The 15,770-nt window shown below is 63.2% G+C and carries 14 protein-coding genes; 1 reads left to right on the top strand and 13 read right to left on the bottom strand.

Annotation, left to right across the window (positions count from 1 at the left end; translation table 11 throughout):
- Positions 1–49: 49 nt before the first annotated feature.
- Positions 50–475: a nucleoside-diphosphate kinase gene (ndk, locus tag HBH1_RS05320; protein ID WP_006463303.1), complete on the bottom strand. Its 426-nt coding sequence runs from the start codon at positions 473–475 to the stop codon at positions 50–52.
- 279 nt (positions 476–754) lie between these two features.
- On the opposite strand from ndk, the gene HBH1_RS05315 reads away from it, so the two are divergent.
- Positions 755–1,444 carry a Bax inhibitor-1/YccA family protein gene (locus tag HBH1_RS05315; protein WP_077235658.1) on the top strand — a complete coding sequence of 230 codons (690 nt, stop codon included), beginning with the start codon at positions 755–757 and terminating at the stop codon, positions 1,442–1,444.
- An 87-nt stretch (positions 1,445–1,531) separates the two neighbouring features.
- On the opposite strand, the gene rlmD is transcribed toward HBH1_RS05315, so the two are convergent.
- From rlmD to odhB, 12 genes are all read right to left on the bottom strand, one after another.
- Positions 1,532–2,893 carry a 23S rRNA (uracil(1939)-C(5))-methyltransferase RlmD gene (gene rlmD, locus HBH1_RS05310; protein WP_102661874.1) on the bottom strand — a complete coding sequence of 454 codons (1,362 nt, stop codon included), beginning with the start codon at positions 2,891–2,893 and terminating at the stop codon, positions 1,532–1,534.
- A 177-nt stretch (positions 2,894–3,070) separates the two neighbouring features.
- Entirely contained in the window at positions 3,071–4,093 is a 1,023-nt protein-coding gene (rpoS, locus tag HBH1_RS05305; protein WP_102661873.1) for an RNA polymerase sigma factor RpoS, read from the bottom strand.
- Positions 4,094–4,096: 3 nt separating this feature from the next.
- Entirely contained in the window at positions 4,097–5,083 is a 987-nt protein-coding gene (locus HBH1_RS05300) for a peptidoglycan DD-metalloendopeptidase family protein (protein ID WP_039875254.1), read from the bottom strand.
- Between the two features lie 230 nt (positions 5,084–5,313).
- Positions 5,314–6,285 (bottom strand): protein-L-isoaspartate(D-aspartate) O-methyltransferase, encoded by a 972-nt coding sequence (locus HBH1_RS05295; RefSeq protein ID WP_102661872.1) that lies wholly within the window; start codon positions 6,283–6,285, stop codon positions 5,314–5,316.
- On the bottom strand, positions 6,282–7,019 hold the full coding sequence (surE, locus tag HBH1_RS05290; RefSeq protein WP_006463297.1) for a 5'/3'-nucleotidase SurE: 738 nt from the start codon (positions 7,017–7,019) through the stop codon (positions 6,282–6,284). The genes HBH1_RS05295 and surE overlap by 4 nt, the downstream gene beginning before the upstream one ends.
- A gap of 72 nt (positions 7,020–7,091) precedes the next feature.
- Positions 7,092–8,039 (bottom strand): flagellar brake protein, encoded by a 948-nt coding sequence (locus tag HBH1_RS05285; RefSeq protein ID WP_102661871.1) that lies wholly within the window; start codon positions 8,037–8,039, stop codon positions 7,092–7,094.
- A gap of 1 nt (position 8,040) precedes the next feature.
- Positions 8,041–10,158, bottom strand: a complete 2,118-nt coding sequence (locus HBH1_RS05280) for an ATP-dependent DNA helicase (protein ID WP_199181537.1) — start codon at positions 10,156–10,158, stop codon at positions 8,041–8,043.
- A 254-nt stretch (positions 10,159–10,412) separates the two neighbouring features.
- Entirely contained in the window at positions 10,413–10,619 is a 207-nt protein-coding gene (locus HBH1_RS05275; protein ID WP_006463294.1) for a YdcH family protein, read from the bottom strand.
- A 101-nt stretch (positions 10,620–10,720) separates the two neighbouring features.
- Complete coding sequence (locus tag HBH1_RS05270; RefSeq protein WP_102661869.1) at positions 10,721–11,641, bottom strand: hypothetical protein; 921 nt, start codon at positions 11,639–11,641, stop codon at positions 10,721–10,723.
- An 11-nt stretch (positions 11,642–11,652) separates the two neighbouring features.
- A complete protein-coding gene (zapE, locus tag HBH1_RS05265) occupies positions 11,653–12,750 on the bottom strand; it encodes a cell division protein ZapE (protein WP_102662100.1) in 1,098 nt (365 codons plus the stop codon).
- A gap of 128 nt (positions 12,751–12,878) precedes the next feature.
- Positions 12,879–14,306: a dihydrolipoyl dehydrogenase gene (lpdA, locus tag HBH1_RS05260; protein WP_102661868.1), complete on the bottom strand. Its 1,428-nt coding sequence runs from the start codon at positions 14,304–14,306 to the stop codon at positions 12,879–12,881.
- A gap of 212 nt (positions 14,307–14,518) precedes the next feature.
- A complete protein-coding gene (odhB, locus tag HBH1_RS05255; RefSeq protein WP_006463290.1) occupies positions 14,519–15,760 on the bottom strand; it encodes a 2-oxoglutarate dehydrogenase complex dihydrolipoyllysine-residue succinyltransferase in 1,242 nt (413 codons plus the stop codon).
- Positions 15,761–15,770: the final 10 nt, after the last annotated feature.

Below are 15,770 nucleotides of genomic sequence, written 5' to 3'. Positions count from 1 at the left end.
GCGCCGGTTTCCGCTCCGATCCGGAAGACCGATGGAAAACAGGAACAGATTAACGCGAATAGACGTTCAGCGCCGGGAAGAAATAGGCGATTTCGCCCTTGGCGGTTTCTTCAGCGTCCGAACCGTGCACGGCGTTGGCATCGATGGAGTCGGCGAAGTCGGCGCGGATGGTGCCCTTGTCAGCCTTCTTCGGATCGGTAGCGCCCATCAGGTCGCGGTTCTTCAGGATCGCGCCTTCGCCTTCCAGCACCTGGATCATGACCGGGCCGGAAATCATGAAGTCCACCAGATCCTTGAAGAAAGGACGCTCGCGGTGCACGGCGTAGAAGCCTTCTGCCTCGGCGCGCGACAGTTGCGCCATGCGGGCAGCGATGACCTTCAGGCCAGCGTTTTCGAAACGGGTGTAGATCTGGCCGATCACGTTCTTGGCGACAGCGTCGGGCTTGATAATCGACAGGGTGCGTTCAATTGCCATGAGAAAAACTCCAATAAAAATAATGGCTTAAAGCCAAGAATTGATAATTCAATGAACCTTGTATTTTAGCATGAAACCATCAGATATCATGTCAATTCACCTCCTTTGAGATGTCTGGCACACATCTTTCGCGGCGTGCACTGCAGTGGGGCATTGCTGATCGGCTCAAGTGGCAGAACAGGTCAGCAAAGTGCGTACGAACCATGAGGAGGGAAGACTTGTCTTAACAACGAGCCGCCGTGCTATTCTCTGGCTCGCATTCAACGCTTCGGAGGACACATGAACCAACTGGACACGACCTTCGGCCACTCGACCACGAGCCTGGCCACCCGCAACCGCGTGCTGCGCAACACCTACTGGCTGCTGGCGCTGTCGATGATCCCGACCGTGCTGGGCGCCTGGCTGGGCGTGCAGATGCACCTGAACCTCTTTGCCGCCAGCCCGATGATCGGCTTCGTGCTGTTCCTGGCGATCGCCTTCGGCTTCTTCTACGCCATCGAGAAGACCAAGAATTCCGGCTGGGGCGTGGCCTTCCTGCTGGGCTTCACCTTCTTCATGGGCCTGATGCTGTCGCGCCTGATCGAGTTTACGCTGGGCTTTTCCAACGGCGCCGGGCTGATCATGACCGCCTTCGGCGGTACCGCGATCATCTTCTGCGGCATGGCCACCATCGCCACCGTCTCCAAGCGTGATTTCTCGGGCCTGGGGAAATTCCTGTTCGCGGGCGTGCTGGTGATCCTGGTCGCCTCGCTGGCCAACATGTTCCTGCACTTGCCGGCGCTGCAACTGACCATTTCGGTGGTGGCCATCGCCATCTTCTCGGCCTACATCCTGTTTGACGTGCAACAGGTGGTCAACGGTGGCGAAACCAACTACATCTCCGCCACGCTGGCGATCTACCTGGACGTGTACAACGTCTTTGCCAACCTGCTGTCGATCCTGGGTATCGTGGGCGGCAACCGCGACTGACAAACGATGCCTCTTGCATCCTGAGCAACAAAAAAGCCGGCGCAAGCCGGCTTTTTCATTGGGACGCCGGATCACCCGGCCCCGGCTTTACTCCGGCAGATCGAATACCGCGATCGACTCGACGTGGGCGGTATGCGGGAACATGTTCACCACGCCAGCATACTTGAGCGAATAACCGCCCAGATGGACCAGCATTCCCGCATCGCGCGCCAGGGTGGCGGGATTGCAGGAGACGTAGACGATACGCCTGGGCTTGAGGTGCTGTTGCTCCGGCGGCAACTCCACCAGGGCCTTGCAGACTTCCATGGCCCCTTCGCGCGGCGGGTCGATCAGCATGCGGTCGAACTTGCCCAGGGCCACGAAATCCTCGGGCTTGGCCTCGAAGAGATTGCGGCAGTAGAAGCTGGTCTTGGCATCCACACCATTGACCTTGGCATTGTCCAGGGCACGCTCGGTCAAGGCCGTGCTGCCCTCGATACCCACCACCTCACGCGCCAGCGTGGCGATGGGCAACGTGAAGTTGCCCAGCCCACAGAACAGGTCGGCCACGCGGTCTTGCGGCTGTACATCCAGCAGGCGCAGCGCGCGTGCCACCAGCACGCGATTGATCTGATGGTTGACCTGGGTGAAATCGGTAGGCTTGAAGGGCATGCGGATGCCGAATTCCGGCAAGGTGTACTGCAACTTCGACTGGGCCGGGTAATACGGCGCGGCCGTGTCCGGCCCCTTGGTCTGCAACCACCATTCGATCCGGTACTGGTCGGCGAAGGCCTTCAGCAAGACCTCGTCGGCCGGGGCCAGGGCCTCCATGATGCGCAACACCAGTACGGTAACCTTGTTGCCATCATCACCCTCGCCCACCGCCAGTTCGATCTGCGGCATCCGGTCGCGGATGGTCAGCGCGGCCACCAGCTCGCGCAGCGGCACCAGCATGGCCGAGACATTGGGGGGCAGGATCTCGCAGGTCTTCATATCGGCGATGAAGGAGGAGCGCTTTTCGTGGAAGCCCACCAGCACCCCGCCCTTCTTGGCCACGTGGCGCACCGAGATACGGGCGCGGTAACGGTAACCCCAGGTCGGACCATAGATGGGCCGCAACATGACCTCGGCCTTGGTCTTGCCCAGATGCCAGAGATTGTCTTCCAGCACGCGCTGCTTCATGGCGACCTGGGCCGAAGGCTCCAGATGCTGCATGGCGCAGCCACCGCACGTACCAAAATAGTCGCAGCGCGGCTTGACCCGCAGCGAGGACTCACGGTGCAGCGCGGTCATCTCACCGGCTTCCCACTTCGGTTTCTTGCGATAGGACTGGAAACTGACCCGCTCGCCGGGCAGCGCACCTTCGACGAAGATGACCTTGCCTTGCGTGCCATCCTCGTTTTCGAGGTGACCAACGCCGCGCCCGTCCATATCGAGCGACTTGATTTCAATGATGATGTCTTGTTGCATGAGGGAAACCACTGGGTGGGACCGAAGTCCGCGGCCGAAAACAAAAGCGGTATTGTCCGCGATCCGGGACCGGGAGGGAAGCGCGTCGCACATCCGGACGCGGCTGGATGAAGGAAATCGAAAGAAATCAGCGAAAATTCAGCAGGAGCGCAGATGGGCCACGCCCCGCAGGTCGACTCAGAACAGAGCGTCCCGCCCCACTCCGCGCGAAGTCAGCAGCCGCTTGAGCTTGACCAGTGCCTCCTGCTGCACCTGGCGCACGCGCTCCCGGGTGATGCCCATCTCGCCGGCAAGCTGTTCCAGCGTCGAGGGATCGTCGTTATCCAGGCCGAAGCGGCGGGCCACGACCACCCGCTGCTTTTCCGACAGGCTCTTCAACCATTCCCGGATCAGCAAGGCGGTTTCCTGGCTTTCGGCACGGGTATCGGGATGCTCCTCCACCGCGCTGGGCAAGAGGTCCATCAGACTGGCCTGGGGATCGTTGTCCAACGGCGTGTCCAGCGAGGCCGCATGTTCGGACAAGGCCAGCACGTCCTGCACCTCTTCCACCGGCCGCCCCACCAGATGGGCGATATCTTCCGCCCCGGCATCGCGACCATCCCGATGCTGTGCTTCCAGGTGGTACTTGGCGCGCAGGATCTGGTTCAGCTCGCGCACCATGTGGACCGGCAGGCGCACCGTGCGCGCCTGGTTCATGATGGCGCGCTCGATGCTCTGGCGTATCCACCAGGTGGCGTAGGTGGAAAAACGGAAACCGCGTTCGGGTTCGAACTTGTCGATGGCGCGCATGAGGCCCAGGTTGCCCTCCTCGATCAGGTCCAGCAGGGCCACGCCACGATTGATGTAGTGCTTGGCGATCGACACCACCAGTCGCAGGTTGTGCTCGATCATCTTCTGGCGCGCCTCGAACTCGCCCTGCTTGGCCAGGGTAGCGAAATGCAGCTCCTCGGCGGCCGTCAACAAGGGCTTGGCGCCGATCTTGTTGAGGTAGTGCTGGGTGGTGTCGGTGGAGAGTTCGGCGGCCAGCACCTTCTTGAGCTCCTCCACTCCCTCGGCGGGTGCCGCTTCCTGGGGCTGCTCGGCGGCCGCATCGGCATCGCCATCGATCACTTCCGGTTCATCGATCTCATCAATGGGATCGTCGATGTCCTCTTCGCGAGGGTCCTGGTCTGGCAAGTGATCGCGGCGATTGCTTGTCATACGCTAGCGTGGCGGTAAGTATTTGGAGGGATCAACAGGTTTGCCCTGTTGGCGGATCTCGAAGTGCAACTTGACGCTGTCGCTGTCGGATTTACCCATCTCAGCGATCTTTTGTCCCTTGGTCACGCTCTGGCCTTCCTTCACCAGGATGGTCTTGTTGTGGGCATAGGCCGACAACAGGTTGTTGGTATGCTTGATGATCACCAGGTTGCCATAGCCACGGATACCGCTACCGGCATACATGACCTTGCCACCGGCGGCCGCCAGTACCGACTGACCGTCCTTGCCCGCAATATCGACGCCCTTCTTGCCGCCTTCGAAGGTCCCGACCACCTTGCCGTCGGCCGGCCACATCCAGGACACGCCCTCATCGTCACCAGCGGCCGGCTGGCTGGCCGCTGCCGGCTTGTCGGCGGCATGCGGCGCCTCAGGCTTGGCCGTGGCCACAGCGGGTGCCACCGGAGCCGCCGCCGGGGCTGCATCCGGCTTTTCCAGCTCGGCCAGGGCGCTGTCCGAATAGGCACGCTTGTCACCACGCGGCCCGGTCTTGTTGCCGCCCGACGCCATCGGCGCGGACGTTGCCGGTGCCGCTGCTCCCGGCGCGCCCAACGGCTTCACATCCAGCCCAGCGCCTGGTGCTGCGACCACGGCAGCGGTCTGCGGCGCACCGCCCACGCGATCAGGCGGCGCCACCCGCAACACCTGGTCGACCTTGATGTCGTTCGGGTTGGTCAGGTTGTTCCAGGCCACGATATCACGCCAGTTCTGCCCGACATCCAGCGCGATGCGATACAGGGTATCGCCCTTCTTGACCGTGTAATAGCCACGCCCAGAAGGAACCGGAGCCGGCGCCACGACGGCATTGTCCACTGGCTTGACGGTGCTGGTGGTGCGGTCGACGACGGGCGCCGGCTGCTGATTCGGTGTCGAGCCGCAGGCGGCCAGCAGGCTGACGACACTGCCCAATACAGCCAAACGAATTTTCTTCATGCTCTTACGTAAGATTTTGTACGACGCTAGTTGACACGCAGCCAGCGCCAGAAGTTCATCAGGGAAATGCGGCCCCCTTGCCTGCCCATCCGCTCTTTTCATCGACCCGCGGCTTGGATGCTTGTGCTTGTTGCCGCCCGTTCCCTGTTTCGATGATGCCTGGCGGATCCTGATATCCGCCGATGCTGCCTTGCCACCTGTGACCATCGCCCCTTGCCGGGGCGACCGCATCACACCGTACCCGGCCGTAACGGCACGAAATGGCATTGTTCCAGGGTACTGCGCCGCCAATCACGCGGGCCGACGCGTTCTATCAATTCCAGCACTTGCTGACGTTCGCCCACCGGGGCGACCAGCCGGCCACCGATGGCCAGTTGCTCCAGCAGGGCCTGCGGCACTTCAAGTCCGGCTGCGGCAAGGATGATGCCGTCGAAAGGCGCCACTTGCGGCAGGCCAAGCATACCATCTCCGTAATGCAAGCGGATATTTGCTATCCGCAATGGACGCAGATTGGTCTTGGCCAGTTCATGCAGGGGCTTGATGCGCTCGATCGAATAGACTTCGCCGGCCACCCGCGATAGCACTGCGGCCTGGTAACCGCAGCCGGTGCCGATTTCGAGCACGCGGTCCAGGCGTCCGCCGTGACGGTTCTGGCGCATGATCTCGATCATCCGCGCCACGATGTAGGGCTGGGAAATGGTCTGGTGATGGCCGATCGGCAGCGAAGCGTCGATATAGGCCTGGCTGGCCAGGCCCGGCTCCACGAACATGTGCCGCGGCACCGCCTCCATCGCTGCCAGCACCTTGGCATCGGCCACGCCCTGCTTGGCCACGCGCGCCACCATGGCCTTGCGCACGGCTTCCGAGGCCAGCGGCGAGGCATGGTGGGAATCGTTGGTCTGGGTCACCGTCATGACGTTCTTGATCGCCGTACGCGGCGCCGGTGCGGCACTGAGCAGACGTTGGGCAGGAACCACCGGAGCCCGTGGTGGCACCGGCGGCGCGCGCAGGGCCTGTGCCAGCCCCTGCTGAACCGGCTTGAGCGCGGCCCGCTGGGATGACTGGGCGGCATTCTTGGCCGCAGTCTGGGTCGTCGCCTGAGGCCGGCCTGCCACATCTCGATCCCGGCCGCCGCCAGAGGTCTTTTTCTTGTCCACCACCGAGGACAGGCTCAGCGGGAAGCGGCTGGACTTGTCGCTCATGCAAGCGCTTTCTTGAGGTTGTCCAGCTGGGTGGCGTGGGTCAGGTCGATCTGCAGCGGCGTGATCGAGACATAGCCATTGGCGGTGGCGTGGAAATCGGTCCCCTCACCCCCATCGCGAGCGGCCCCGGCCGGACCGATCCAGTACAGGTCGCGACCATGCGGATCGGTCAGCTTGTGCACCGGCTCGGACATGTGCCGCTTGCCCAGGCGCGTAGCCAGGCTGCCCTTGATCTGTGCATACGGCAGATTGGGAATGTTGACATTGAGCAGATACGGCTGCGGCAGGGCGTCGAAGCGCCGCTCCACGATCTCGCGGGCGATGCGCGCCGCCGCATCCAGTTCGGCCCAGCCCTTGTGCAATTGCGAAAACGCAATCGATGGAATCCCGAACAGGAAACCCTCGGTGGCCGCCGCGACGGTGCCCGAATACAGCGTATCGTCGCCCATGTTCTGGCCCTGGTTGATACCGGAGACGATCAGGTCCGGACGCTCCTTGAGCAGGCCGGTCAACGCCACGTGAACGCAGTCGGACGGCGTGCCATTGAGGTAGTAGAAGCCGTTGGCGGCCTGCTCTACCCACAGCGGACGATCCAGGGTCAGGGAATTGGAGCTGCCGGAACGGTTGCTGTCTGGCGCGACGACGGTAATGTCGGCGATGGGGGCAAGTGCCTCCGCCAGGGCATTGATGCCCGGGGCGAGGTAGCCGTCGTCGTTGCTGATGAGGATTTTCATGGCCTGAATTTTAACCGAAGCCGGGCGTTGGGCAGCCCCCGCCAGCGACATTCTTGGCCCCCTGTTGCGGCCCTACTCCTGCTGGCTCAGTTCCTGGTAGACATAGGCCGCAAGCACCAGCTTGTCGCGCACGCTCAGGCCCGAGAACTCCACGCCGTACTGATGGAAATCGGCCTCGCCCAGCGCCTCGACGGCGCGCAGCACCACCCGCAGATCCAGACTCAGTTGCTGGTCCGCCACGGCCGCCACGAAGCGCAAGTGTCCCACCACGCCCTTCTGTGCCGCCACCTTGCCCGACAGCGAGGTCGCCACCAGCGAGGCCCCGCCCAGGCTCAGATCGATCACACTGGCCGGCAGCGGGTTGGCACCGTCCAGCGCCAGATAGCCTTCGGCACCCACCGCCACCCGCGTGGCCTGGCGGATCACGGTGGAACGTATTTCCTTGGGCAGTGAAAGGTGCAGGTAGACGAACGGTGTCTGCTGGTACTTCAGCAACTGGGCTGCAAAGGCATAGGCGCGGCGCCCCGTCAGGGCACGCACCACAAACGGCTGGCCATCGCGCACGAAGAGCTGCTTGCCCTCCTTCTGCGGCGCGGTGACCAGGATGCTGCGATTGGGCAGGCAGCCCACCAGCGAAACTGCATAGCGCTGGGTCGCATCGTCGGCAAACTGCAGCCACAGGGTGTCGCCGATATTCCAGCGCACCTCGTCCAGCGTGATCACGCTTTCCTGGCCGCGCACGGTCGCCGTAGGCTTGACCGCCTTTTTGCCACCTTGCTTGCGGCGCAGTACGTCACGCGCCTGCGGCAGCGGCACCGACTCGGTATCAGGCTCGGCGATCCAGCGGGCATTGCGATAGAGACCGTTTTCGATCAGGCCGGCCAACTGATCGGCGGTATCGATCAAGGTACCGCGCGCCAGCAACAATTTGCCGGCTTCGTTGTAGATCGGCCAGGGCGCCGGCTTGCCCACCGTCAGTGCGGAGGCCCGTACCGGCACCAGAGAGGTGAGGTCGGCCATCTCAGCCGGCTTCCGAGGCGCCGCCCTCGCCCGCCGCAGCGGCCGCCCGGCGCTCATCCTGCTCGCGGAAGAAGGCCTGTACCACATCCAGCTCGCGGGTACGCTTGAACGGCGGCAGGCTCTGCCAGATGCGACGGCCGTAGTTCTTGGTGATCAGGCGGGGATCGCAGATCATCAGCACCCCGCGATCCCCCTCGTCCCGGATCAGGCGCCCGGCACCTTGCTTGAGGTTGATGATGGCCGCCGGCAACTGATGATGCACGAAACCGTTCAGACCCTGCTTTTCCATCTCGCTGATCCGCGCTGCCAGCACCGGATCGTCCGGCGGCGAAAACGGCAGCTTGTCGATGATCACCAGCGACAGCGCATCACCACGCACATCCACGCCTTCCCAGAAACTCTGGCTGCCGATCAGCACGCCATTGCCGGCGGCGCGGAAACGGTCCAGCAGCTCGGTCCGACCGGCCTCGCCCTGCACGAACAGGGGAAACGCGTGCCCGCGCGCCTCGAACTCCGCCCGCAAGCGTTCCGCGGCACGGTTGACGGCACGCAGCGTGGTGCACAGGAAGAAGCAGCGCCCACCCGCAGCTTCGATGGTGGGCAGCGCGGCGTCGATGACGGCGTCGGTGTATTCGTAGGAATTGGGTTGCGGCAGGTTCTGCGGCACATACAGAAGACCCTGCTCGCCATAGTTGAAGGGACTGGGCCAGGACTGCGCCGGCGCGTTCCACAGTCCCATCTGGGCCGCATAGTGATTGAAATCCTTCTTCACCGCCAAAGTGGCCGAAGTGAAGATCCATGAGCGCGGGGTGCCTTCCCGCTGCTTGTTGAAGATGGGGGCAATCGACAGCGGCGTGCGATGCAACTGCAGCGACGACTGGAAGGCCTCGATCCACAGCACATAGAAAGGCTTCTGGGCAGGCTCGTCGCCGCCTTCGCCTGGCTCGCCTTCGGACTTGGCGGCAGCACTCGCCTTGGCGGCCGCCTCCGCCTGTGCCTTGGCGATTTCATCGGGCGTGCCCCAGTTTTCCAGCTGGCGCAGCAGCTCATTGGCGCGGTCGCGGCATTGTTCGATGGTTTCGGCACGCTCGGCTTGCTTGTCCAGCACGGCGATCATGTCGTCCATGCAATCCTTGAGCGTGTCGAGGGCCGGGAAGAATGCGCTGGACGGGGCGATCTGGTTCAGTGCCAGGCGGATCGAATCCTCCGGGAACGCCAGGCGCAGGTCACGCGCCGCACGCTCCACCGGTGCCACCAGGCGCGCCCAGTCGGCGCCGTCGCGGGCATGACTCAGGCCTTCGGCCAGCACGTCGCGGCACAGCTCCAGGATCTGCGAGGTGGAGATGGTCTCGCCGAAGAACAGCGTGGCCGTATCCGGCAACTGGTGCGCCTCGTCGAAGATCACCGTATTGGCCGAGGGCAGCAGCTCGGCGATACCGCTGTCCTTCAGGGCGACGTCGGCAAAGAACAGGTGATGGTTCACCACCACCACGTCAGCCTGCTGCGCCTCCTTGCGCGCCTTCATGACGAAGCAATCCTGGTAATACTGGCATTCGGCGCCGAAGCAGGTATCGCGGGTCGAGGTCACCAGGTTCCACACGGAGGCGGTCTCGGGGACCTTGGTCAGTTCGGCCTTGTCCCCCGACGAGGTGGATTTGACGAAGCGGGAGATCTCGCGCAGATAGCCAACATCCTCGCGCGCGGTCAGGCGGCCATTCTGCAGCGTGCGCTCCAGGTGGAAATGGCACACGTAATTGCTGCGGCCCTTCAGCAGCGCTACCGACACCGGCGCATGCAGCGCCTTGCGCACGGTAGGAATGTCGCGGTTGAACAGCTGGTCCTGCAGGGTCTTGGTGCCGGTGGAGACGATGGTCTTGCCGCCCCACAGCAAGGCGGGGACCAGGTAGGCGAAGGTCTTGCCGGTCCCGGTACCGGCCTCGGCGATCAGCGTTCCCTGCTCGGCAATCGCCGTGGCAATGGCCTTGGCCATCTCGGTCTGGGCATGGCGTGGCCGGTAGCTGCCCACGGCACCACCCAGCGGACCGCCGGCACCGAAGAGGCGATCGATCTCGGCATCGTGTACGCCAGGAGACGCATCCTGGTCACCCGCAGGAACCATGGCGGCGCTGGTATCGACGATATCGGTGGGAGTTTCTGGAACAGTCACTGCGGCAAACCTGTAGAAAAAACGGGAAGGCAGGCTTGATCAGCTACCTGCGGCTTCAGCACGTCAATGGAAGAAGCCGCTATTCTACGCGGACTCGGCCGGTCACTTCGAAGTGGTGAGAAAGCGGTAGTGCCGCACTCGCGGCAATTCGAGGGAGAGCCTCATCGGTGGGCGCACGCAGCGGTGGCGGCGCCAGCAACAGGCGCTCAGGCGGGGATGTCGGGAACCAGCTGCATCTTCAGCAGGGCGATGTGATCCTTCAATTGCAGCTTGCGCTTCTTGAGGCGTCGCAATTGCAGATCCTCGGAACGGGCATCGCGGATGAGCATGTCGATCACGCTGTCGAGATCACGGTGCTCGACTTCAAGTTCGATGATGCGGCGCTGGATATCTTCGCGATGCGTACTGGTCATGATGGCTGGCTGGTTGCGGATGTGCTTGCTAGTGTAATCCAGAGGCACGCGCGCGCCAATCGACGCGCGCGCACGGCTGGGTCGCCGCCCTGCTTGAGCGGCTATTTGGCTGCCGGGGCAGTGGTCGACGAATCCTGTTGCTGCTTCTTCTTGCGCTCGGCACGTTCGCGCTCGTTCTCGGCCTTCTTGCGCTCCACTTCCAGACGGTGCTCTTCTGCCTCCTGGATACGCCGCTGGCGCTGCGCGGCATTGGCTGCGCGCTCCGGTGCGCGGGCGGCCTCCTCGGCCTGCTGACGACGCACCTCGGCTTCATGCTGACGCACGCGGTAATCGGCCGGCACATCCTTGTTCTGGTCGATACGTTGCTGGACCTCGCGGTTCTTGGCGTTGCTTTCCTCCACCTTGCGCGCGGAACTGGCTTCCTTGTCCTTCTGTTCCTGCTGGCGGCGGGCGGCGTCCTGCTCATCCTTGGCGCGTTGATCGGCCAGGGAACGGTCACGATCGTCCACCGTCGCCTGGCGCTGGAAGACCTTGGCCTCGTACTCGACCTGCTTGATGCGCTTTTCCGCCAGACGCTTGCGGTCGCGTGCTGCTTCCAGGCAATCCGCCACCAGGAACTTGGGGTAGCAGGCGCGCTGGTCCAGGATGTAACGCAGGTCCATTGCCTGCCGGTCTTCGGCGGCTTCGTCCAGTGCCTTCTGCGCCTGCTCGTCGGACTTGATGGTGCCGGCCGGGAAACGCGTGGTAATCGGTGCGCGGGCTTCCAGCTCGTCAAACCGCTCGCGGCTCATGGGCGCGGCCGAAGTTGCCGGTGTGGCCGAGGATGTCGAAGGTGTCGCGGCCACCGGTGCCGTGCCTGCTCGCACCGGCAGCGACGGGGAAGCCGCCTCGGGGCTGGCGGCAGTCGTCCCCTGTGCCTGCGCCACGCAGGTGGCACTGGCCAGCGCCAGCATCAGGCCGCACAGGGAAGAGGTGACGCCCTTGGCATCGGCGAAAAGACCTTGCATGTGGTTCTTGTCCATCAGGTAAATGTTCAGGAGAGGCTGTCGGCAATCGAGCGCCGGTCCGCGTCCAGGTATTCCTTCGATTGCATCTCAATGATACGTGAAACGGTACGGTGGAACTCGTTGGACAGGGTCCCCACCGTGTAAAGCTCGTCCGGCTCTACGGCCGCCGACATGATCAGCTTGACCTTGTGGTCGTAGAACACGTCGATCAGCCAGGTGAAGCGGCGCGCCTCGGAAGACATGGCCGCCGACATGCGCGGGATGCCCGAGAGGATCACGGTCTGGAAACGGCTGGCCAGCTCCAGGTAGTCGTTCTGCGAACGCGGGCCGCCGCACAGGGTCGCGAAATCGAACCAGATGGCGCTGCCGGCGCGGCGCAGGGCGCGGATCTCGCGCGCCTCGATATGCACCCGCGGATCTTCATCGGCCGCCTCGGCCACGGCCGCGAAGGCGCTGCGCAACTCCTCATCGGTCTTGGCGTTCAAGGGCGTGTGATAGACCTTGACCTGTTCCAGCACGCGCTTGCGGTAATCGATGCCGGCGTCGATGTTCATGACGTCCAGCTTTTCCTTCAGCAGTGCGATGGTGGGCAGCATGCGGTCGCGGTGCAGGCCGTCCGGATAGAGCGTGCCGGGCTCGTAATTGGAGGTCATGACGAAGGAGACGCCATGATCGAACAAGCCCTTGAGCAGGTTGTAGAGGATCATCGCATCGGCGATGTCGGAGACATGGAATTCGTCGAAGCAGATCAGGCGGTATTTCTTGGCGATGCGCTTGGCGACCTCGTCCAGTGGATCGGCGATGCCCTTGAGCTCATCCAGCTGGCGATGCACATCGCGCATGAATTCGTGGAAGTGCAGGCGCGTCTTGCGCACCACCGGCACCACCGAATAGAAGCTGTCCATCAGGAAGGATTTGCCACGCCCCACCCCGCCCCACATGTAGACGCCGCGCGGCACGGCCGGCCGGCTGATCAGGCGCTTGAAGGTCGAGGCACGCTGGGCCTTGTAGGCGACCCATTCCTCATAGGCGCGCTGCAGGCGCTCGATGGCGCGCAATTGCGCCTCGTCGGATTGATAACCGCGCTGGGACAGCGACTGTTCGTAGAATTGACGGACATCCATGGTGTGGTCTTGTAAAACGACAATGGGCGAGCCAGGCTCGCCCATTGGGTTGGCATCTCAATGCTCAATACGCGTGCAACACGAGCGTGGCAGGTGCGGGCGACGCGTATTGTCGCATTGATCGCGCATCAGAAGTTCAATGCGCGCTTGTCGACGGCCAGCGCCGCTTCCTTGGTCGCTTCGGACAGCGACGGGTGAGCGTGGCAGATGCGGGCGATGTCTTCCGACGAAGCGCGGAATTCCATGGCCACCACGGCTTCGGAAATCAGCTCGGAAGCCATCGGGCCAACAATGTGCACGCCCAGGATTTCGTCGGTCTTGGCATCGGCCAGGAACTTGACCATACCCGAGGTATCGCCCAGCGCGCGGGCGCGACCATTGGCCAGGAACGGGAAGGTACCAGCCTTGTACTGCACGCCATCGGCCTTCAGTTGCTGCTCGGTCTTGCCGACCCAGGCGATTTCCGGCGAGGTGTAGATGACCCAGGGAATCGTGTTGAAGTTGACGTGACCATGCTGACCGGCGATACGCTCGGCCACGGCAACGCCTTCTTCCTCGGCCTTGTGGGCCAGCATCGGGCCGCGCACCACGTCACCCACCGCCCACACGTTGGGCAGGTTGGTCTTGCAGTCGCCGTCCACGGCGATGAAGCCGCGCTCGTCCAGCTTCAGGCCCACGCCTTCGGCGTTCAGGCCGATGGTGTTGGGGGTACGGCCGATGGAGACGATCAGCTTGTCGAATTCGCCGGTGTGGGCTTCACCCTTGGCATCGGTGTATTCCACGGAGACGCTGTTCTTGCCGGCCTTGATGGTACCGATCTTCACACCCAGGTTCACGGCCAGGCCCTGCTTGGTCAGCAGCTTCTGGGCTTCCTTGGCGATCTGTTCATCGACGGCACCCAGGAAGGTCGGCAGCGCTTCCAGCACGGTCACTTCCGCGCCCAGGCGACGCCAGACCGAGCCCATTTCCAGACCGATCACGCCGGCACCGATCACGCCCAGCTTCTTGGGCACTTCGGAGATGGCCAGTGCGCCGGTGTTGGAGAGGATCAGCTTTTCATCGAACTCGGCGCCCGGCAGTGCGCGGGCGTTGGAGCCGGTAGCGACGATGACGTGCTTGGCGATGATGGTTTCTTCGGCAGCGCCGGCAACCTTGATCTCGTAGCCGTTGGCATCACCCTTGACGAAGGAGCCGCGGCCGTGGAAGAAGGACACCTTGTTCTTCTTGAACAGGTACAGGATGCCGTCGTTGTTCTGCTTGACCACGGTGTTCTTGCGACCCAGCATCTTTTCCAGGTTCAGACCCAGGCCCTTGACTTCGATGCCATGCTCGGCGAAGCCGTGGTTGGCGTGCTCGTAGTGCTCGGAGGATTGCAGCAGCGCCTTGGAGGGGATGCAACCGACGTTGGTGCAGGTACCGCCCGGTGCGGGGCCGCCCTTCTCGTTCTTCCATTCGTCGATGCAGGCGGTGTTGAAGCCCAGTTGCGCTGCACGGATGGCAGCGATGTAGCCGCCGGGGCCGCCACCGATGACGACGACGTCAAAATTCTTGCTCATGTCATTTCCAATTCTGTTTGTCGCGGAAAAGTTATCCGCGGATACAAAAAAGCGCTGAACGCTTTGAGCTTTTCAGCGCCTAGACAACTCTGTGGGCCGTCGGAGGGGCGTAGCGAGCATCCCGAGGTCGCTGCGAGAAGCGCAGCCGTACTGTCGTACGGCGAGCATCGCAGCAGCGAGATCGGGTTGCGTAGTAGCCCCTCCGGCGGTCATTACAGGTCCAGCAGCAGACGGGCAGGATCTTCCAGGGCTTCCTTGATGGCAACCAGCGACAGGACGGCTTCGCGGCCGTCGATGATGCGGTGGTCATAGGACAGCGCGAAGAAGTTGATCGGACGCACCACGACCTGGCCGTTTTCGACCACTGCACGTTCCTTGGTGGCGTGGATGCCCAGGATCGCCGATTGCGGCGGGTTGATGATCGGGGTCGACAGCATGGAACCGAAGGTACCGCCGTTGGAGACGGTGAAGGTACCGCCCGACAGTTCTTCGATGGACAGCTTGCCGTCCTTGGCCTTCTGGCCGAATTCACCGATCTTCTTCTCGATGTCGGCGATCGACATCTGGTCCGCATCACGCAGGATGGGCACCACCAGGCCGCGCGGCGAACCGACGGCCACGCCGATGTCGAAGTAGCCGTGGTAGACGATGTCGTTACCGTCGACCGAGGCGTTGACGATCGGGTACTTCTTCAGGGCGTGCACGACGGCCTTGACGAAGAAGGACATGAAGCCCAGCTTGACGCCGTGTTCCTTCTCGAACTTGTCCTTGTACTTGTTGCGCAGGTCGATGACCGGCTGCATGTTGATTTCGTTGAAGGTGGTCAGGATGGCGTTGGTGGATTGCGACTGCACCAGACGCTCTGCCACACGGGCACGCAGGCGGCTCATCGGCACGCGTTGTTCCGGACGGCTTTCCAGACCAGCCTTGACCGGTGCGGCCACGGCAGCCAGGGCCGGCTTGGCGGCAGCGGCGGGAGCAGCAGCAGGCGCCGACAGTGCGCCCAGGACGTCGCCCTTGGTCACGCGGCCATCCTTGCCGGTACCGGTGACTTGCGAGGTCGACAGGTTGTTGTCGGCCAGCAGCTTGGCGGCGGCGGGCATGGCGACATCGCCCTTGGAAGCCAGCTCGGGAGCAGCCACCGGGGTCGGTTCGTTGGTCGATTGCGGAGCAGGAGCAGCCTTGACTTCGGTCGGGGCCACTTGTGCGGAAGCGTCGGTGTCGAGGATGGCGATCACTTCGCCGGCCACGACGGTAGCGCCGTCAGCCTTGATGATCTGGGTGATGACGCCGGCGTCCGGCGAGGGCAGTTCCAGGACGACCTTGTCGGTCTCGATGTCGATCAGGTTTTCGTCACGGGCGACAGGTTCGCCGACCTTCTTGTGCCATTGCAACAGGGTCGCTTCTGCGACGGATTCCGACAACTGCGGGACTTTTACTTCGATTTGAGCCATTAGGGTTCTC

The sequence above is a fragment of the Herbaspirillum sp. BH-1 genome, assembly GCF_002870055.1.
In the GTDB taxonomy this organism is placed as follows: domain Bacteria; phylum Pseudomonadota; class Gammaproteobacteria; order Burkholderiales; family Burkholderiaceae_D; genus Herbaspirillum; species Herbaspirillum frisingense.
Note: the sequence above shows the minus strand (reverse complement) of the source record. Positions and strands in the feature narration are given on the sequence as shown.